Consider the following 18,326-nt stretch of genomic DNA (forward strand, 5'->3'; position numbering starts at 1 on the left):
CCCCACCGGGACGCCAGCGCCGCGTTTCCCTCCGACGAGAGGTGGTTCCGTGCACCGTGCTACCCCCCACCGAGCCAGGCTGAGGCGGGCCGTGCTGGCCGCAGTCGTGGTGACCACGCTCGTGGCGACCGGGGCGGCGCAAGCCGCCGCGGCCCCGGCCAACCCGGCCGGCGGCGCCGCGCCGTTCCAGGTCCTCGACCCGCAGGCCTGGCAGAACCCGGACACGATGACCTGGAACGACTACAAGGCCGTGCCCGGCAAGAACTGGGCCGACCCGAGCGTGTCGGGCTCGGTCCGCAACTTCAAGATCGCCCTGGTGGCGCTCGACTATCCTGACGAGACCTTCGCGGTCTCCCAGCGGGCCCGCTCGACGGTTTTTGGCAACCCCCAGTCCGTCGCGACCAACATCCCCCGGGCGGACGTGCCGAAGTTCTACCAGGACTTCCTGAACACCCCGAACACCCTCAACAAGGGCCACACCCTGCACGAGTACTGGATGCAGGACTCCAACGGCCGCTACGGCGTCGACCTCGCCGGGTTCGGGCCGTACCAGATGCCGGCCAAGTCCTACCAGTACGGGCTGGACAACGGGTTCAACCCGGGCGCCTGTCCGAGCGGGGACGTGTGCGGCAAGAACATCCGCACCGACGGCCTGGGCGCCTGGCGCGCGGCCGTCGGCGAGGAGGTCGCCAACCAGTACGAGCTGGTGTTCATCCTCAGCGCCGGCCAGGACGAGTCGTCGACCTGGCAGGAGTTCGGGCAGATGATCTTCCAGAACAAGGAGGACGTGCCCGACGCCTGGGGCCCGCCGGACCCCAACCTCCCGAACTGGGCGAAGACCCGCTACGTGGACTGGACCTCGTGGAAGGCGGCGGCGACACTGTGGCCGAACGCCGGCGGCGGCTCCTCGACGCAGGGGGAGAGCTCCGGCATGGGCGTCTACGCCCACGAGCTGACCCATCTGCTGGGCATCGGCGACAACTACAACAACCCATACGGCGAGCCGCTGCGCAGGGCGTACACCGGAATCTGGAGCATGATGTCGCGCGGGTCGTTCAACGGCCCGGGCGGTCCGCACACCCGCTGGCAGATCCCGCCGACCAACGGCGGCTCGATGGGCTCGCTGCACACCGTGCGGGACAAGCTAAAGATCGGCCTGCTCGGTGAGGAGCACGTGCTGCGGCTGTCGCGGGAGTCGCTGGCCTCCTCGGGCCTGGTGGTCGCGCAGGTCACGGCCCGGGCGGTCGACGCCGGCCCGAAGGGTCTGAGCGGCGTGAACATCGCGCTGAACAAGGACCTGTCGCCGACGTGTGGTGTCACCACCGACCCGTTGTGCGACGGTGGCAACTTCAACAACTACACCGTCGAGGTCGTCGACCGGATGGGCGCCGACTCCTTCACCCCGGACGGCGGCGTGCTGCTCAGCAAGACGAAGAACGCCGACAGCGCGCCGTTTCAGTGGGTGGTGGACGCCAACCCGCAGAACATCGACATGATCGACTTCTACCGGCCCGACGGCACCCCGCAGAAGATCACCATGGGTGACTACCGGCAACTCTCCGACGCGCTGTTCCACGCCGGCGCGGACACCGGCAGCCAGTACGAGTACGTCGACGAGGCCAACCGGCTGCACTTCTACGTCATCGACCTCAAGCGGGACTCGGCCGGCTCGCTCTCCTACACCGTGGCGGTGCGTTCGCTGGACGGCACCGGCGGGCCGAGCAGTCACGGCGTGCTGCTGGGCAAGGGCGAGGTGAGCGGCGGCGGCAAGCCGACCAACCGCGGGGTGACCTGCTCGTTCGAGCTGACCAACACCGGTTCGTACTCCGCCGGCGGGCAGCAGCACCCGGAGAACGTCACCGCCTACCTGAAGTCGGACGTCTACCGCCTGTCAGCGGAGGTGGCCGGCAAGGGCTGGCGGACCTGGCTACCCAACCAGCTCGCCACCGCGCAGTTCGGCAAGGCCACCACGGTCAAGGTGTCGGTGGGTGCCACCGCCGCCGCCGCGGACACCGGTTTCGTGAAGCTCACCGCCACCTCGGAGAGCGACCCGACGAAGACGGTGACCAAGCAATGCCGGGTCGAGAAGTCCTGACCGGCGCCCGAGGTTGACCCCGTTCCTGCCGAGTCCGCGGCGGCCTACCGCCGCGGACCCGGCAGGCGGGCGAGAGGAGGATGACGTGCGGCGAAGCATCATGACTCTGCTGCCCCTGCTGCTGGCCGGCGCAACCGGCTGCGGCGCCGTCGGAGCCGCACAGGAGGCGGCCGATCCGACGACCGTTCGGGTCCTGGTTCGCGACATCAACATCCGGGCCGCGGGCGTGGACTGCGCCGGCACCGGTCCGTACCAGCACTTCCACAACCGGGCGCCGTTCCGCGTGCTCGACCCGGACGGGGCGGCGTTGGCCAGCGGGCAGCTGCCAGCGGGGACCGCGGTGGCCGCCTTCGCCGAGGACCTGGGGGTCGAACGCCTGCCCACCTACTGCGAGTTCGCCGTCCCCGTGCGCGTACCGCAGCGGGCCTCCTATCGGCTGGAGGTGGACGGCCGGCCGGCGCTCGACCTGACGCCGGACAGCAGCGAGGGCCCGGCGCTGGTGGCGGTGGTCCCGTCATGAGGCACGCACTCCTGCCGCTGTTGCTGGCGGCGGCGCTGCTGGGCGGATGCAGCACGCCCGCGCCCGAGCCCGCGCCGGCGCCCGCCGGAGGGGCGGCGGCGCTGCCCGGGCCGGTCCCCGCCGACCTGGCGTTGCGCCCGGCGCCCGGCACCGCCCCGGCCGCCCCGGCGTTCACCGGCGCGCTGACCGATGGCACACCGTTCGCCGCCGCCGAGCTGTGGGCGCAGCGTCCCGTCGTGCTCACCTTCTTCAGCTCCTGGTGCACCACCTGCGCCAGCCGTCAGGCCGCCCTCAGCGAGCTTGCCCGCAGCTATCGGGACCGGGTGGTCTTCGTCGGCGTGGCCGGCGCGGACCAGGCCGACGAGGTCCAGGACTACCTACGCGCTCACCGTGTGGAGTATCCGGTCGTCCTGGACGATCAGCAGACGATCTGGCGTTCGTACGCGGTGCGGGAGCCGCCGGCCGTCGTGCTGGTGGCCAAGGGTGGCGCCCTGCTCCGCGGCTGGCCGGGTGGCCTGGACGCCCCGACACTCGACCGGCGGCTGCGGGAGCTGGTGCTGGCCGGCCAGCCGTAGTCCCGTCGCCCCAGGCACCCCGGTGCGGCCCCCGTCGAACCACATCTGGCGAAGTTCCTACACGTGCAGGTGGTGGCACGGGCCACCGGCTCGTAGCGTACGCAGCCTCGGACACATCAAGGAGACTGCATGGCTACAGTGGGAACGCGCTGGCGCAGAGGCGTGGCCGTACTGTCCGCGACAGTGCTCGCCGCCCTCGGCGCGGCGCCGCAGGCGCTGGCGGCGGACGGCCCGCCGTCGATCGTCGTCCAGGACGGCGTCACCCAGCCGGTGTTCGGCTACGCCGACGCCATTCGGGAACGCCTCTTCATCGACTCCACCTTCGACAGTGACAACGACGGTCTGCGCGACATCATCGCGTTCGACCTGATGCGGCCGGCGGCCACCGCGCAGGGGCTCAAGGCTCCCGTGGTGATGGACGCCAGCCCCTACTACTCGACGGTTTGTCGAGGCAACGAGTCCGAGTGCAAGGCGGACCTCGACGGCGACGGGCTGCTGGACAAGTGGCCGTTGTTCTACGACAACTACTTCGTGCCGCGCGGCTACGCGGTCATCCTGCTGGACATGGTCGGCACCAACAACTCCACCGGCTGCCCGACCACCAACGCCAACCAGGACAACCTGAGCGCCAAGCAGGCCATCAACTGGCTCAACGGCCGGGCCACCGCCCGTAACGCCGCCGGCCAGATCGTCAAGGCGGACTGGCACAACGGCAAGACGGGGATGATCGGCAAGTCGTACGACGGCTCGCTGGCCATGGCCACGGCGGTAACCGGCGTGAAGGGCCTGACCACCGTCGTGCCCATCAGCGGACCGACCGAGTACTACGACTACGTGCGCAGCAACGGCGTGGTGACCCGCGGCAACAGCTACGTGGCGTCGCTGGCCAACACGGTCACCAACCCCGAGCGCCGGGAGTACTGCAAGCCGGTGCGCGACGCGATAGGCGCGGCCGACGGCGACGAGCACGGCGACTACACGGCCTTCTGGAACGAGCGCAGCTACGTCAAGAAGGTCCCCAACGTCACCGCCAGCGTGCTGCTCTACCACGGCCTCAACGACGACAACGTCCGCCCGGACCACTTCAGCAAGTTCTGGTACGCCCTGGCGGAGAACAACGTGCCGCGCAAGCTGTGGCTGTCGCAGGAGGGCCACGTCGACCCGTTCGACTCGCGCCGAGCGGTGTGGGTGTCGACGCTGCACCGGTGGTTCGACTTCTGGCTGCAAGGCGTCGCCAACGGCATCATGGACGAGCCGCGGGTGGACCTGGAGCGGTCCGCCGACGTGTGGGAGACCCACGCCGACTGGCCGATCCCCGGCAAGGCCGACACGGAGGTGTTCCTCCAGCCCGGCACCACCGGCGCGGGCGGTCTCGGGCTGGTGCCGACCGCGAAGCCGGCGACCGGGGCGTTCCAGGACAGCCGCACACAGAGCCAGAACACCATGATCCTCAACCCGGACGTGGTGCAGCCCAACCGGCTGGCCTTCCTCTCCGCGCCACTCTCCGCGCCGCTGCACATCTCCGGCACCCCGACCGTGCAACTGCGGGCCTCTGCCGACCAGACCGACACCAACCTCGGGGCGATCCTGGTCGACTACGGCACCGACGAGCGGGTCGCGCACCGGGCCTCCGGCGAGGGAATCGTCACCCTGACCACGGAGGACTGTTGGGGCGAGAGCAGCCCGACGGACGACGGCTGCTACAAGCAGACGACGAAGCGGGTGGCCACGGCTGACTACGAGCTGGTCACCAAGGGCATCATGGACGCCCAGAACCGGCAGTCGATCCGCGTCGCCGTGCCGCTGGTGCAGGGGGAGTCGTACAACTTCAGCTTCCCGCTGCTGCCGGAGGACTATGTCTTCAAGCCTGGCCACCGGATCGGTGTGATCATCGTGGCCAGCTACCCGCAGTACTCCAGCCAGGCGGACACCACCGCCGCGAACCTGCAGGTCGCGCTGAAGAGCAGCAACATCGTCCTACCCGTGGTCGGCGGCACCGCCGCCGCGCACGCCGCCGGCCTCTGATCGGCTGATCGGCGGGCCGCCCGGCGCGGCTCATCACCGGGCGGCCCGGCGATCAACCCTCCGCGGAGGACGTCGATCGCCGGGCCGTCCCGCAGCTCGCCACCCAGATCGGCACTGACGCCCGCCGGGGCGGACACCCTGGGGATGTCTCGTAACCCCGGCGTCTGTCTGCCGAAGATGATCCTCGAGGAGGCCTCAGTGCAGGTGATCACCGCACCCCACACGAAGTAGATTTTCCCGATCACAGGGCTGCGGCCAACCCAAGCATTGTCGGCGGGTCGGGCATCCGCCGGATCAACGTCATCTGGGACACCGACGCCGCAATCCGATGCGCCAACCGGGTGCCCGGTTAGGCAGCCGCATGGATGTGTCTGGCAGCACCGCGTACGGGAGACCGGCGGGGCATGTTCTCGCCCGGGTCATCCGACGTGTCCGTCGACGGAGGGCACTCGCCGACGGACCTCGCCGGAAGACGGAGGCTACGGTTTGCGGGCGAGGAGCCCGACAAAGGTGTGATAGGTGTCGGTCTGCTTCGGAGCGGGCGTACCCGGCTCTGGACGCCACTCGGCCAGCGGCACCAGCCCCGGTTCCAGCACCGTCAGCCCATCGGCGAACGAGAGGATCTCCTCGTCGGTACGCCAGCGGCCGGTGCCCAGCGACTCGTTGAAGACCCGCTCGACCTCGCGGGCCTTGCGGGAGCCCTCTGGGTCTCGCTCGGCCGGGTCGCGGAAGTGCGAGATCGCCACGTAGCTGCCGGAGGGCAGCGCGTCGATCAACGCCGCCGCCACCGCTCGCGGATCCTCGTCGTCACCAAGGTGGTGCAGGATCGCGAAGAGCAACAACCCGATCGGCCGGTCGAAATCGAGGAACCGACGTACGTCCGGATGGTTGAGGATTTCCTGCGGTGCCCGAACGTCCGCCTGGATCACCGTCGCGGTGCCCTCCGCGGCGAGCAGGGCCCGTCCGTGTGTCAGGACGATCGGATCATTGTCCACATACACGACCTGAGCCTTCGGGTTCTGCTCGGTGGCGACCTCGTGCACGTTGCCCTGGGTGGGCAGCCCCGATCCGATGTCGAGGAACTGGTCGATGCCCGCCTCGGTGACAAGGAAGCGAATCACTCGACGCAGAAAGGCCCGGTTCGCCTGGCCGGCTGCCGGCCCGTCCGGTGTGATCCGCAGGGCGTGCTCGGCGACCTTTCGGTCGACCTCGAAGTTGTCCTTGCCGCCCAGGAAGAAGTCATAGACCCGGGCCACGCTGGGAATACGGGGGTCGATGCCGGGGGGTGCCGCCTTGTCGCGGGTCACAGGCGTCTCCATTCGATTATGAGCGCAGGCTGAGGTCTGCGGGCGGTGCCGGCGTTGCGGCGAGTGTAGCGATCGTGAGGGTTAAATTTCGCCCCGACTGGTATCGCTCCCAGCCCGGCAGCCTTCAGTCTGGCCAGCGAGTCTTCGACGCCCATGTCGAACGGGTAGTCCGAGCCCAGCAGCACCCGGTCCGCACCGACCGCAGCCACCAGCGCGTGCAGTGCCTCCGGAGTGTCCACCAGCGAGTCGAACCAGATCCGCCGCAGATGATTGCCCGTCGCGCACAGCAGCACGATGCCGTTGCGGGCGAAGGCGGCACACGCCGCATCCGACTGACGCTCTCAGTCCAGCCGCCGGCCCCGACCCACTTCAGACGTCATGCGGTCCAGCGTGGATGGGTCAACCCGGCCGGGCATGAGTCGGCGTACTCAGGTTTGCTCGGCGAGGGCGCGCGGGAACTCGACCCGGTCGCACGGGTTGCCGTCGGCGTGGGTCGACATGTCGGGTCGCCGGCAGGTGGTGATGCTGTGGCCGGCTACGCGCAAGGCGGCGCTGACTGCGCGTGTGACCGCCTCGGCGGGCTGGTTCGGCGCGGTCGTGGTGTTGCTCGTCCTCGCGGTGGTTGCGGTGAGCGGTCGAGATGTCGCGCTGGTGCGGGCCGGTTAGGTCGCGTTGGACCTGGCGGCCCGACATGCCGCGCCGCCGAGCGCAGGCGCGCTCGGGTGACGTGCAAGACATCGGCATCCCTGGACCTGCATACCCCTGGGGGGTATGTTCACCACGAGGAGGATCACGATGTCGCACGACCACCAGCACCACCAGATGAACAGCTCCACCGAGTCGGTAGACCGGGTGAACGGCCACGGTGACCACCCCGGTCACTTGAAGGAACCCGGCGGGCGCGATGCCCCCGCAGGGAAGCACGACGCGCGCGCCGGGCACGGCGGGCATGACAAGCACGCCGGGCACGACCCGGAGGCGTTTCGGCGCAAGTTTTGGCTGAGTCTGGCGTTGACGGTGCCGATCGTGGTGACCAGTCACATGGTGATGGACTGGTTTGGCTACCAGCTGGACTTCCCGGGGATCGAGTTGGTGGGTCCGGTGCTGGGCACGCTGGTGTTCGCCTACGGCGGGTGGCCGTTCCTGCAGGGCGCGGTGCGAGAGGTCCGCGACCGGGCGCCGGGGATGATGCTCCTGATCGCGATGGCGATCACCGTCGCCTACGTCGCCTCTCTGGCGACGGCGTTGGGCGCGTTCGACCTGGACTTCTGGTGGGAGCTGGCCGCCCTGGTCACGATCATGCTGCTTGGGCACTGGCAGGAGATGAAAGCCATCGGCCAGGCCCAGGGCGCGCTGTCGGCCTTGGCGGCGCTGCTGCCCGACGACGCCGAACGCCTCGGCGGCGACGGTCAGCCCGAGCAGGTGCGCGTCAGTGACCTGGACGTCGGCGATGTGGTCCTCGTGCGCCCAGGCGGGCGGGTGCCGGCCGACGGGCGGATCACCGACGGCCACGCGGAGCTTGACGAGTCGATGATCACCGGTGAGTCCCGTCCGGTGCCCCGCGAGGAGGGGGATCGGGTGGTGGCCGGCACGGTGGCCACCGACGCGGCGATCCGGGTCCGGGTCGAGGCCGTCGGTGAGGACACCGCCCTGGCCGGCATCCAGCGCCTGGTCACGCAGGCGCAGCAGTCCAGCGGCCGGGCGCAGGTGCTGGCTGACCGGTTCGCCGCCTGGCTGTTCTACATCGCCACCGCCACGGCCGTGGTGACGCTGCTGGCCTGGACGGTGCTCGGCAACCTCGACCAGGCGGTCGTTCGCACGGTGACTGTGCTGGTGATCGCCTGCCCGCACGCCCTCGGCCTGGCCATCCCCCTGGTGATCGCTCTGTCCACCGCCGTCGCCGCCAAGGGTGGCATCCTGGTCAAGGACCGCCTCGCCCTGGAACGGATGCGCACGGTCGACACGGTCCTATTCGACAAGACCGGCACTCTGACCCGCGGCGAGCACGCCGTCACCGGCGTTACCGCCACCGCCGGCAGCAGCGAGGCCGACGTCCTGGCGATCGCGGCGGCCGTGGAAGCCGACAGCGAGCACCCCCTCGCCCGGGCCATCGTCACCGCCGCCGAGCAGGGCGACCGGCGCACCGCGACGGGGTTCCAGTCACTGGCCGGGCGTGGGGTGCGCGCCGAGGTCGACGGCGTCAGCTACGCCGTCGGTGGGCCGGCGCTCCTGCGCGAACTGCACGCCACGGCGCCGGATGACCTGCGCCGCCAGCAGGAAGAGTGGTCTGGCCGAGGAGCTGCGGTGCTGCACCTGCTGCGTCTCGACGGCGACCAGGCCAGCGCGATCGGCGCTCTCACACTCGAAGACCAGGTTCGTCCCGAAGCGCGGCAGGCCATCGCCGAGCTGCGGCAGCAGGGCGTCCGTAAGATCGTCATGATCACCGGTGACGCCCGTCCGGTCGCCGAGGCGGTCGCCGCGGACCTGGGCTTCCGCCCGGGCAAGGACGAGGTGTTCGCGGAGGTGCTGCCGGCGGACAAGGACGCCACCGTGGCCGAACTGCAGCAGCGGGGTTTGCGGGTGGCGATGGTCGGTGACGGCGTCAACGACGCCCCCGCGCTGGCCCGCGCGGACGTTGGTATCGCGATCGGCGCGGGCACCGACGTCGCCATCGAGTCGGCCGGGGTGGTCCTGGCCTCCTCCGACCCGCGCGCAGTCGCAGGGGTGATCCGACTGTCGCGCGCCTCCTACCGCAAGATGATTCAGAACCTGGCCTGGGCCGCCGGCTACAACGTGATCGCCCTGCCGCTGGCCGCCGGCGTTCTCGCCTGGGCCGGGGTGACCCTCAGCCCAGCGGTCGGGGCCGTGCTGATGTCCGCCTCCACCATTGTGGTCGCCCTCAACGCCCAACTCCTGCGCCGCGTGCACCTGCGCCCCGCGAGCGAGTGAAGCGCGGCGAACCGCGGGATCGGCCGGGATCAGCGGACGGCGGCACGCTAGCGTGGAACGCGTGACCGAGCGAGCAGCACGAATCGGACACCTGGTCCGGTTCGTGCTGCTGGCCTGCCCCCTCATCGGGCTGGCCGCCATGCACAGCCTCGGCCACGACCCATTGTCGATGCGACCAGACAGCGGGTACACCAGCCACACCACCGCCGTACTGGCCCCGCCCGCCGACCACGACGGATGCACCAGCGACACCTGCGACCAGCAAAAGGTCACACCGGCGGCCGGCGCTGCGTGGACCGCGCAACACCAATTCGGTGGAGCACTGTTCGGTGAACACCTTGGCCAACTGATGGCGGTCGGCTGGTCGTGACGGTCGGCATCAAGGCTGCGCAAGCCACGACTGGCCTTCCTCCATCCCCCGCCACTCCATCGCCCGCCGGGCCGCTGACGGCCGCCCGGCGGGCGATCCGACCCGCGAGGCAGCCGATGGATCCGAACCCGGCAAACTTCGCGGTCGTCACCCTGTGCACCACCCGAGCGGCCCTGCCGCAGCTCTACGGCCGCAGCGGCAGGTGGGGATCGGACGATCGTCAGCCCCCACCTTCATCGCCGCATTCGGACAATTGAGCGATGCTGCCGGCGTCAGCGCCCGGTGGACACGATGTTTGAGGAGTGCCCGTTCTGCTCGTCGCGCTTCAGGCGCTTCGCAGTCTGCTTCTCCTTGATCGTCTTACCCTTCTTCTTGACGTTCGCCTTGGTCGTCGAGTCCTTGGACATGATCGAACCTCCTGGAGCAGGTCGGTGAACGTGCAGCGTGGTACTCGCCTGAATCGCGGCGTGCAGGTGACGGAGACCCGCGCGACGGGCGCGGAGTCCTTCACTGCACGCTGACCCTACGCTGTTCCAGCTCCAGGGCTCCGGCAAAGTCGGGCCACTAGACTCCACGCATGCAGCATTGCCGACTTTCCTCCGCCAAACGCACAGCGATCGGGGCGTTACTGCTGGTCTTGGCCGTAGCCGGCTGCAACTCCAAGGCGGAATCGTCCTCCGATGCCAGGTGGTCGAGCCCTGACACCGCCGCTACCGCGACCGCCTCCCGCGCTGCTTTCCCCCCAAGTCCCCGTGACGCCGAACCTTCCGCATCTTCCTCCTCCACCGCGGACGAATCACGGGAGGCCGAAGCGGCACAGGAGCCCAAAGCGGCACAGAGGACGGAGGCGCCGAGCGGGGGCGGCACCAAGTACACGGCGTGTGCCGACGGCGACTGCAAAGTGTCCTTCTCCGGTTCGGTCAAATTCCCACTCGGCAGGTGGACGGTGTCGTCCTCCGTGGAGGATGGCGGTGTCAGGGTGCGACTGACCGACGCCAATGGCAGGGGCGGCGGTGGCGGCTTCATGGCAGGCCCCGGGTGCACTGTGGCGATACACGCCGACGGCGGCGGGCGAGTCGGATGCGACCAACCCGGAGCCGAGCCCAAACCGGGAGGGTGGGTCGTACACCTGCTGGAACTGGACGGGGACACCGCGGTCATCCGAGCGATCCTGGGCTGACTGTGAGGATCGCTGTCGCAAATCGCCTCGGTCCGCTGAGCTGTCTGGTTAGACAGCTGCGAGGGTGAGTAGCCGATCCATTTCGGCCACAGGCCAGCGTCGGTGCTGCGGCGCTCGTTTGCGCCACCCACTCGCTACACCGAGATGGCCGGGCTTCTGCCGATCAGACGATTTTGAGATGCCGTGGTGAGCGCATGAAACGCCGAACGGCGGCCCGCTGAATCAGTCGGGCCGCCGTTCGCAGAGTGTGGATCAGAGCGGGCGGATGTTCTCCGCCTGCGGGCCCTTCTGGCCCTGGGTGACGTCGAACTCCACCTTCTGGTTCTCGTCGAGGCTGCGGAAGCCGCTCGCCGAGATCGCGGAGAAGTGGGCGAAGACGTCGGCGCCGCCGTCGTCCGGGCTGATGAAGCCGAAGCCCTTGTCGGCGTTGAACCACTTCACGGTACCTGTAGTCATGTCTGCTCCTTCGCAGGCTGTTAGAGACCGCACTGTGCGGACCCCTTACGCCGCCGCGTTGATAACCCGCGTCGAAACGACACGAAAAACGAAAAGCGCCTGGATGGGTTTCAGATACCCCATTAGGCGCTGGAAAACGTCTACGGAAATCAAAACTGCAACTCGGTTACCGTAGCACATGACGCTGGACCGTTCTCGAGCGAGATGGGACACCGTGGCGGTGTAGGAGGACACGGCATGGTTGAGCAGGCCGCGAAGGAGCCGGCTCATCGAGTCGCCGCTGTCCCCGGTGCTCCAAGACCCGCTTCCAGTACGAGCCGTACGCCCGCCGGGTACCGGCGCTGACCGCCGCCGCTACCACCGGCACGTACTCGGAGAACGTCGGCGCGGGTGGACGGTCGGAGGCTGCCTCAACGAGGTCGGCCGGCGGAATCCAGCCTCCCTGAGCCCGGGAAGCGGCGCCTGGTCACCACCGCCGGATACGCGCCCACTGCCGACGCCCTCGACGGGCCGTGGCGTAAAACCGCCGACCACATTCCCGGCGCTCGGCTGTTCACGGTGGGCAGGCTGCGAGGAGCCGTTTGCGTGAATCGTTGGAAGAGGGATCCCGGCCTCGGCGGCTGCGAGTTCAGAGCGGATCACTTCGAGCAGTCGGCCGATCCAGTTGGTGGCTCATTCGCCCGGTCCACTAGCAGGGCTAGCGCGTTAAGGGCTTGACGGAACTTGGGGCTTCTCAACCTCCAACCGGACGCCTACCATGAGCCGATGATCGAGCAGAGTCAGCGGCGCGTTCCTATGCCGGTCGCCGCCGCCTCCGTGATTCTGCTCGTGGCGGCCGCGCTCCCGGCGTCGATGATGTTTACGACTGGTCCATCCATGGCCACCGGGTTGATAGGGGTGCTTCTTCTCCTGGCGTTGGCGTACGGCCTGTGGCGTGGTAGCGGGCGGGCCCGGTTTTGGACCACCGTCTTCGCGGCCGCCAGCGTTGTGTACGGCGTCGTCGCGATCACCAAGGCTGAAGAGTCAGGCCTGCTGCAGATGGTTGGTGCGGCGGTCATCGTCGGTCTGTTGCTGGTGCCCGCATCATCTCGGCGGTGGTTTCACGACTTGCCGGCGGAGGAGTAGCGCCGGCCGCGTCCACGTTGTGCTTCCACCTCCCGCAGAACCTCGTCGGTGAGCGGGTCGTCCGGCGGCCAGAGGTGTCGAAGACAGTCGCGGCCTGAAGCACGCGCTGACGATGGCCGGTGCCAGTGGCAGGAGCGGATTCAGCGCCATGTCGGTGTTGCGCGGTAGGTGCATCGACGCCTGGGCTGAGGTCTACGACCATGATCACGCTGACGATGCCGACGCGTGGAGGTACCCGGACGGGGAAGCTATTCCCTTGGATGCAGGAGCAGTTCAGCGATCTCCTGTACTCGTTTCACGGTGATGCCGCTGTGCTGTTCCACTGCTAGCGGGTGGTCGGTTGGTTCGAGTACCACGTGTGGGCGAGTGCCAACTGGCTCGGAGTGCACCTCTGTCTTGAGGTTCAGTGTTCCCACGGGGTATGCCGGAAGCTCGGTCGATAGCCAACCGAAATACGCCGGTTCCTGCTCCCGGCCGGGGGTGGTCCACAGGTCCAGCGTGCGGCGGAAGCTGTCCCTGCTGAGGGAGACCCAGACGCCCCACTCGAAGTCGTCCTCGCCGTCGAGGACAGGGATGATCAGCCGGGCCCGGATGAAGTAGTGCTGCGCCTGGATGACGCAGGTCTCGTCTTCGAGAATGCTGCGCTCGTCGCTGGCGAGATCGTCGCGCCAGTACGCCGGCGCTTCGGCCCCGTAGGAGAATGGGAGGCCTCCGTGGCGCTGGCCGCAGCCGCGGCAAACGAACCCTTGATCAATCATGGCGCGACGGTACAGCCCCTCTACCGGGCCGGATAGCGGGTGTCTCTCCCAGCGCCCAAGAACGTCACCGCCGAAGCGGCAAGGGTGGGTGCGGTTGCAGCCGGGAGGTGTTCGCCTGCGTCCTCAGATGCGGTGGAGGCCTATTCTCAGCTGGCGGATGACTTGCCACTGCGCTTGGTCGGTTGTGGGTCGGGGGAAGCCGCCGTGCCGAAAAGCCCAGTTCAGGTAGGACACCAGGGGCATGCCCGCCTCGCCCACGACGTGCGCGTCGGCGGATGCGTCGGGAAGGATGATGCCGTAGGGGCTACCACCGCTGACGTTGTCCTTGTGGAAGTGGTCGGGCGCAACGGGCAGTAGGAATAGCTCGCCCTGGTCTTCCTGCCACGCCTCGATCTCGTCCGCGAAGTACTCGCGGATGTCGCTGTCCGGGTAGCGGGAACCCGCCAGCTCCAGCACGAGCGGGTCAGCCGCTGCGGAGTTGGGCCACTGCGGGTGCGTTCCGACCAGCCACACGTCACCCACGATGCGGATCCACGACGACAGCACCATAGGGAGCGGGCCGAGACGCTGTTCCAGCCAGTGAAGGTGCTCTTCCGCCATGGAATCGGGTGGCGTGTATGGCTCCGTCGGAGTCTGGTCATCGTTGTTCTCGTGGAATCGGTAGCCCTGCTCGCGTAGGCGCGCGACCAGTGTTTCGATATTGCTCCGTGCTCGGCGGGCCATCTCGTCGCATACGGCCTGCGCCTCTGGGGCGAAGGCTGGTTCACGGACGCGGCTGCCGAGCTGCCGCATCTCATGCCAAACCTGATCCTGTTGCCCGGTGACGTAGCGGTTTACCCAGTCCAGGTGCTTAGTCATCGCGATCATGGTGCCGCAGGGTGATCTCTTGAAGCAACGGTGGAGCGTTGACGGTCGCGCAAGGGAGGACTTCGTCATCTGTCGAGTCGACAGCGACCGTCAAGCCACGGCCCGAGCCCTCACAGCAGACGGCGGCCGGCGACATCAGCGTCGGATGAGGCCGAGCTGGGTTGCGGTTGCGACGGCGGCGGTGCGGGACTCGACGCCGAGCTTGGTGTAGATGCGGACGAGATGGGACTTGACCGTGCCTTCGGTGAGGTGAAGTCGGGAGCCGATCGCCTGGTTGGACAGGCCGTCGGCGACCAGGGTGAGGACTTCGATCTCACGGCCGGTCAGGGCGGTGCGGGGGTCGCGTAGCCGGCTCATGAGCCGGTCGGCGACGGCGGGGGCCAGGGTGGTGCGGCCGGTGGCGGCGGTGCGTACGGCGGCGGCGAGGTCTTCGGGCGGAGCGTCTTTGAGGAGGTAGCCGGTGGCGCCGGCTTCGATGGCGGGCAGAGCGTCAGCGTCGGTGTCGTAGGTGGTGACGATCAGTACGCGGGGTGCGCCGGGACGGGCGGTAATGGCGGCAGTGGCCTGAGCGCCGCTCATTCCTTTGCCGAATTGCAGGTCCATGAGGACGACGTCGATGTCACCGTGGCCGGCGCGGGTCACGGCTTCCTCGGCGGTGGCGGCTTCGGCCACGACTGTGATGCCGGGTTCGGTTTCCAGTACTGCGCGCAGCCCGGCCCGAACTATGGGATGGTCGTCGGCCAGGAGCAGGCGGATGGGCTTGTCGGTCACGAGTTTGCCTCGACGCTGTTGTCGGTGGGGGAGACAAGGGGCAACTGGGCGGCCAGGGCGGTGCCGCGGCCCGGGGCGGATTCGACGGTAAGGGTGCCGCCGAGGGCCAGGACGCGGGCGCGCATCGCGGGCATCCCGAATCCGCCGTTCTGCGCGTCGGGTGCGGGAAGCCGGTGAGGGTCGAAGCCGCGCCCGTTGTCGATGATGTCCACGGCGACGTGGTCGCCGAGGTAGCTGAGGGTGACGTCGGCGGTGGTTGCCTCGGCGTGGCGCACGGTATTCGCGAGGGCGGACTGGACGATGCGCAGCAGGGCTGCCTCGTGCTCGGTTGGCAGCGGCCGGGGAGCGCCGGTGAGATGGAAACGTGCGGTAAGCCGGTGGCGAGCGCTGGTGGTGGCGCACAGCCGTTCCAGGGCGCCAGCCAAGATCGTGTCTTCGAGGTCAAGTGGGGCGAGGGCGGCGACGAAACGGCGAGCCTCGGCGAGGTTGTCAACGGCGGCCTGGCGGGCCTGCTCGACGTAGCGGGTGGCCTTCTGCGGTGTGGAGGGCAGTGCCCGTTCAGCGGCGCGCAGCAGCAGTTGGATGCTGGATAACCCTTGAGCGAGGGTGTCGTGGATTTCCCGGGCGAGGCGCTCGCGTTCGGCGAGCACGCCGGCGGTGTGCTGTGCCGTGGCCAAGTCGGTCCGGGCCGCAATGAGTTCGTCGATCAGCTTCCGGCGGTGTTCGCTCTCGCGGTACAGGGCCTGGTACCCCCACACCACGGCGATTGACACGGCAGCGCCGAGTGCCGGGCCGATAGCCATCGCCGGGCTGACGGAACTCTGGCGAGCGCCGAAGCCTGCGATGGCCGCCGCCGCGGTGATCGCTACGGCGGCCAGACCGCTGCGGCGTGACAGCAGGTGCAGTTCAAGGAAGTAGAGAGGGAAGGCCACCCACACCGCGTCGGCCGACAGGATCAGAAGCATCAGCCACATGGCGACCACGGCGGTCAGCCATACCGTGGCGGCCCGCCGGGAGCGGCTGATGTGGTGCAGGAAAGGTCCGGCCGTGTAGACCAGTCCAAACGCTGCGGCGGCGGCGATGACCGTCCCGGCGTGCGGACGGCTGTCAACTACCGCCCGTCCGGCGGTCAGGGCGAGCAGGCCGACGATCAGCAGGTGCACACACCAGGTCAGGGTGCGGGTGGCGGGCGTCAAGGCCGTATCAGTCATCCTCACAGTTCTTCCAGCCTAGGCAGTCATCCGCCGGGACGGCCTCGATCAAAAGTTAGAACCGGCGTGCAGCCTTTCGACCCACCAGGAGCTGTCGTGCGCCAGATGCGGACTCAGAGGGTGCGCGGCGACGCTGGAGACCTACCACTTCCACCCCATGAAGGGCAGGTCAAAGCCGTGTTCGTCGCCTGGAGAGATCTGAAGTTCGCCAAAGGGCGTTTTGCCCTGATGGGAACTGTCATCGTGCTGATCACCCTGATGGTCGGGCTGCTGTCCGGGCTGACCGCCGGCCTCGGTCAGCAGAACATCTCCGCGATCACCGGCCTGGCGGCCAACAAGATCGCTTTCAACGCGACGGGCGCCGGTGAGAAGCTATCGTTTTCGAACTCCACCGTCACCGAGGACCAATGGCAGCAGTGGGCCCGGACCCCGGGCGTGCAGAACGCCCAACCGCTGGGCATCACCACCACCAAGGCCGCCGCCGGCGACAAGAGCATCGGGGTCTCCGCATTCGGCGTCCAGCCCGGCTCGACGCTCGTCCCGGCAAGCAGCAAGATCAACGAACGCGCGGCAGTCCTGTCCACCACCGCCGCTGACAACCTCGATGTGGCCATGGGCGACACCTTCACCCTCGGCGGGCAGCAGGTGAACGTCGCCGCCGTGCACGGAGACGCGTCCTTCAGCCACACCCCCGTCGTCTGGATCAGCCTGGGCCTGTGGCAAAAGCTGGCACCTCCCACCGACAAGCCCAATGGTCCCACCGCCACCGTCATCGCCCTGACCACCAACGCCGACGCCGACGTTCGGGCCGCCGATAAGGCCACCGGCACCAAAACGGTCGCCAAGACCGACTCGCTGTCCGCGATCGGCTCCTACACCTCCGAAAACGGCTCCCTGCAGCTCATGCGCGGCTTCCTGTTCGCGATCTCCGCACTCGTCATCGGTGCCTTCTTCACCGTCTGGACCATTCAGCGCAGCGGCGACCTCGCCGTACTCAAAGCCTTGGGCGCCTCGACCACCAACCTGCTCAAGGATGCGCTCGGCCAAGCCGTCGTCCTGCTGACCGGCGGCACATTGCTCGGCACTGGCATCGCGGCCGGCCTCGGCGCCCTCGTCGCCGGCGCGGCCGTGCCCTTCATCCTCACTCCCGCCACCATCCTCGTCCCGGCCGCCGTGATGATCGCGCTCGGAGCGCTCGGGGCTGCCCTGTCTATCCGTCGCATCACCTCCGTCGACCCGCTGACCGCCCTGGGGAGCGCCCGATGAGCCTTAACTTGCACGACATCACCCTCACCTACCCCGACGGCGATACCCGTCTGACTGCCCTGGACCACGTCACCCTGAATGTGCCCAAGGGCAGTCTGACTGCCGTCGTCGGCCCCTCCGGCTCCGGAAAGTCCACCCTGCTCGCCGTCGCCGCCACCCTCATCAGCCCCGACGCCGGCACCGTCACCATCGACGGCACCACGACCACCGGGCTGAACCGCCGAGAACTGACGACCCTGCGCCGGAACAAGATCGGCATCGTGTTCCAGCAGCCCAACCTGCTGCCGTCGCTCACCGCAGCCGAACAACTCCAAGTCATGGCACAGCTCGACGGACGATCCCCGGCCAAGGCCCGCAGTCGAGCCATGGAACTGCTCGACGACGTCGGCCTCGCCGCGCAGGCAGAGCGGCGCCCTCACCAGTTGTCCGGCGGCCAGCGCCAGCGCGTCAACATCGCCCGTGCGCTGATGAACGACCCCACCGTGCTGCTAGTCGACGAACCCACCAGCGCCCTCGACCACCAAAGAGGTGCCGCCATCATCGACCTGATCGCCCATCTCACCCATCAACAGACCACCGCTACCGTGCTCGTCACCCACGACCACACCCGCCTCATCGCAGTGGACCAGATCGCGGAGGTTCACGACGGCCGACTCAAAGTGCCCACGCTGATGCAGTAGGTACTGTTCTGGAAAAGCCCGACAGTCGGCCGAATTCCCAGACGTGCTCCACCAAGATGCGGACCTGGCCGCCCCACAGCATCCCCGCGCGAATCGGCTGACCGCCATTGCCAGGCATCTGATCGATGTTGCCCGACAAGCTCTGGGTCGGGGGGTGACGAGCGACGACGG

The 18,326-nt window shown here is 68.5% G+C and carries 18 protein-coding genes; 10 read left to right on the forward strand and 8 right to left on the reverse strand.

Annotated features, from left to right (window positions below):
- The first annotated feature begins 91 nt into the window (after positions 1-91).
- The 4 genes from PCA76_RS13180 (at position 92) to PCA76_RS13195 (ending at position 5,215) form a co-directional block, all read left to right on the forward strand.
- On the forward strand, positions 92-2,095 hold the full coding sequence (locus tag PCA76_RS13180) for a M6 family metalloprotease domain-containing protein (RefSeq protein ID WP_272617999.1): 2,004 nt from the start codon (positions 92-94) through the stop codon (positions 2,093-2,095).
- 85 nt (positions 2,096-2,180) lie between these two features.
- Positions 2,181-2,615 carry a hypothetical protein gene (locus PCA76_RS13185; RefSeq protein WP_272618002.1) on the forward strand — a complete coding sequence of 145 codons (435 nt, stop codon included), beginning with the start codon at positions 2,181-2,183 and terminating at the stop codon, positions 2,613-2,615.
- Entirely contained in the window at positions 2,612-3,190 is a 579-nt protein-coding gene (locus PCA76_RS13190; RefSeq protein ID WP_272618004.1) for a TlpA family protein disulfide reductase, read from the forward strand. The genes PCA76_RS13185 and PCA76_RS13190 overlap by 4 nt, the downstream gene beginning before the upstream one ends.
- A 129-nt stretch (positions 3,191-3,319) precedes the next feature.
- Positions 3,320-5,215, forward strand: a complete 1,896-nt coding sequence (locus tag PCA76_RS13195) for a CocE/NonD family hydrolase (protein WP_272618006.1) — start codon at positions 3,320-3,322, stop codon at positions 5,213-5,215.
- A 479-nt stretch (positions 5,216-5,694) separates the two neighbouring features.
- Here PCA76_RS13195 and PCA76_RS13200 read toward each other — a convergent pair whose 3' ends face one another.
- Positions 5,695-6,522 carry an SAM-dependent methyltransferase gene (locus tag PCA76_RS13200; protein WP_272618008.1) on the reverse strand — a complete coding sequence of 276 codons (828 nt, stop codon included), beginning with the start codon at positions 6,520-6,522 and terminating at the stop codon, positions 5,695-5,697.
- Positions 6,519-6,815: an amidohydrolase family protein gene (locus tag PCA76_RS13205; protein ID WP_272618010.1), complete on the reverse strand. Its 297-nt coding sequence runs from the start codon at positions 6,813-6,815 to the stop codon at positions 6,519-6,521. The genes PCA76_RS13200 and PCA76_RS13205 overlap by 4 nt, the downstream gene beginning before the upstream one ends.
- 205 nt (positions 6,816-7,020) lie before the next feature.
- Between PCA76_RS13205 and PCA76_RS13210 the strand changes: the two genes are divergently transcribed.
- The 3 genes from PCA76_RS13210 to PCA76_RS13220 all read left to right on the forward strand — a co-directional run bounded on the left by PCA76_RS13210 (position 7,021) and on the right by PCA76_RS13220 (position 9,841).
- Positions 7,021-7,188: a hypothetical protein gene (locus PCA76_RS13210; protein WP_272618012.1), complete on the forward strand. Its 168-nt coding sequence runs from the start codon at positions 7,021-7,023 to the stop codon at positions 7,186-7,188.
- Positions 7,189-7,317: 129 nt separating this feature from the next.
- The gene (locus PCA76_RS13215; RefSeq protein WP_272618014.1) at positions 7,318-9,471 is read left to right on the forward strand and encodes a heavy metal translocating P-type ATPase; all 2,154 of its coding nucleotides are present in this window, start codon (positions 7,318-7,320) and stop codon (positions 9,469-9,471) included.
- A gap of 61 nt (positions 9,472-9,532) precedes the next feature.
- Positions 9,533-9,841: a hypothetical protein gene (locus PCA76_RS13220; protein WP_272618016.1), complete on the forward strand. Its 309-nt coding sequence runs from the start codon at positions 9,533-9,535 to the stop codon at positions 9,839-9,841.
- 272 nt (positions 9,842-10,113) lie between these two features.
- Here PCA76_RS13220 and PCA76_RS13225 read toward each other — a convergent pair whose 3' ends face one another.
- The gene (locus tag PCA76_RS13225; RefSeq protein WP_272618018.1) at positions 10,114-10,248 is read right to left on the reverse strand and encodes a hypothetical protein; all 135 of its coding nucleotides are present in this window, start codon (positions 10,246-10,248) and stop codon (positions 10,114-10,116) included.
- Positions 10,249-11,273: 1,025 nt separating this feature from the next.
- Positions 11,274-11,477, reverse strand: a complete 204-nt coding sequence (gene cspE / locus PCA76_RS13230; protein WP_043326981.1) for a transcription antiterminator/RNA stability regulator CspE — start codon at positions 11,475-11,477, stop codon at positions 11,274-11,276.
- A gap of 765 nt (positions 11,478-12,242) precedes the next feature.
- Here cspE and PCA76_RS13235 point away from each other — a divergent pair.
- On the forward strand, positions 12,243-12,602 hold the full coding sequence (locus PCA76_RS13235) for a hypothetical protein (protein WP_272618025.1): 360 nt from the start codon (positions 12,243-12,245) through the stop codon (positions 12,600-12,602).
- Positions 12,603-12,850: 248 nt separating this feature from the next.
- Here the strand turns inward: PCA76_RS13235 and PCA76_RS13240 are convergent, their stop codons facing one another.
- From PCA76_RS13240 to PCA76_RS13255, 4 genes are all read right to left on the reverse strand, one after another.
- Positions 12,851-13,360, reverse strand: a complete 510-nt coding sequence (locus PCA76_RS13240; RefSeq protein WP_272618027.1) for a DUF2199 domain-containing protein — start codon at positions 13,358-13,360, stop codon at positions 12,851-12,853.
- A 123-nt stretch (positions 13,361-13,483) separates the two neighbouring features.
- Entirely contained in the window at positions 13,484-14,218 is a 735-nt protein-coding gene (locus PCA76_RS13245) for a hypothetical protein (protein WP_272618029.1), read from the reverse strand.
- A gap of 144 nt (positions 14,219-14,362) precedes the next feature.
- Positions 14,363-14,998 carry a response regulator gene (locus tag PCA76_RS13250; RefSeq protein WP_272618031.1) on the reverse strand — a complete coding sequence of 212 codons (636 nt, stop codon included), beginning with the start codon at positions 14,996-14,998 and terminating at the stop codon, positions 14,363-14,365.
- Complete coding sequence (locus PCA76_RS13255) at positions 14,995-16,161, reverse strand: sensor histidine kinase (protein WP_272618033.1); 1,167 nt, start codon at positions 16,159-16,161, stop codon at positions 14,995-14,997. The genes PCA76_RS13250 and PCA76_RS13255 overlap by 4 nt, the downstream gene beginning before the upstream one ends.
- 225 nt (positions 16,162-16,386) lie before the next feature.
- On the opposite strand from PCA76_RS13255, the gene PCA76_RS13260 reads away from it, so the two are divergent.
- Positions 16,387-17,475, forward strand: a complete 1,089-nt coding sequence (locus PCA76_RS13260) for an ABC transporter permease (RefSeq protein WP_272618035.1) — start codon at positions 16,387-16,389, stop codon at positions 17,473-17,475.
- A complete protein-coding gene (locus tag PCA76_RS13265) occupies positions 17,472-18,155 on the forward strand; it encodes an ABC transporter ATP-binding protein (RefSeq protein ID WP_272618037.1) in 684 nt (227 codons plus the stop codon). Before PCA76_RS13260 ends, PCA76_RS13265 begins: the two co-directional genes overlap by 4 nt.
- The last annotated feature ends 171 nt before the right edge of the window (positions 18,156-18,326 follow it).

Source organism: Micromonospora sp. LH3U1 (assembly GCF_028475105.1).
Taxonomy (GTDB): domain Bacteria; phylum Actinomycetota; class Actinomycetes; order Mycobacteriales; family Micromonosporaceae; genus Micromonospora.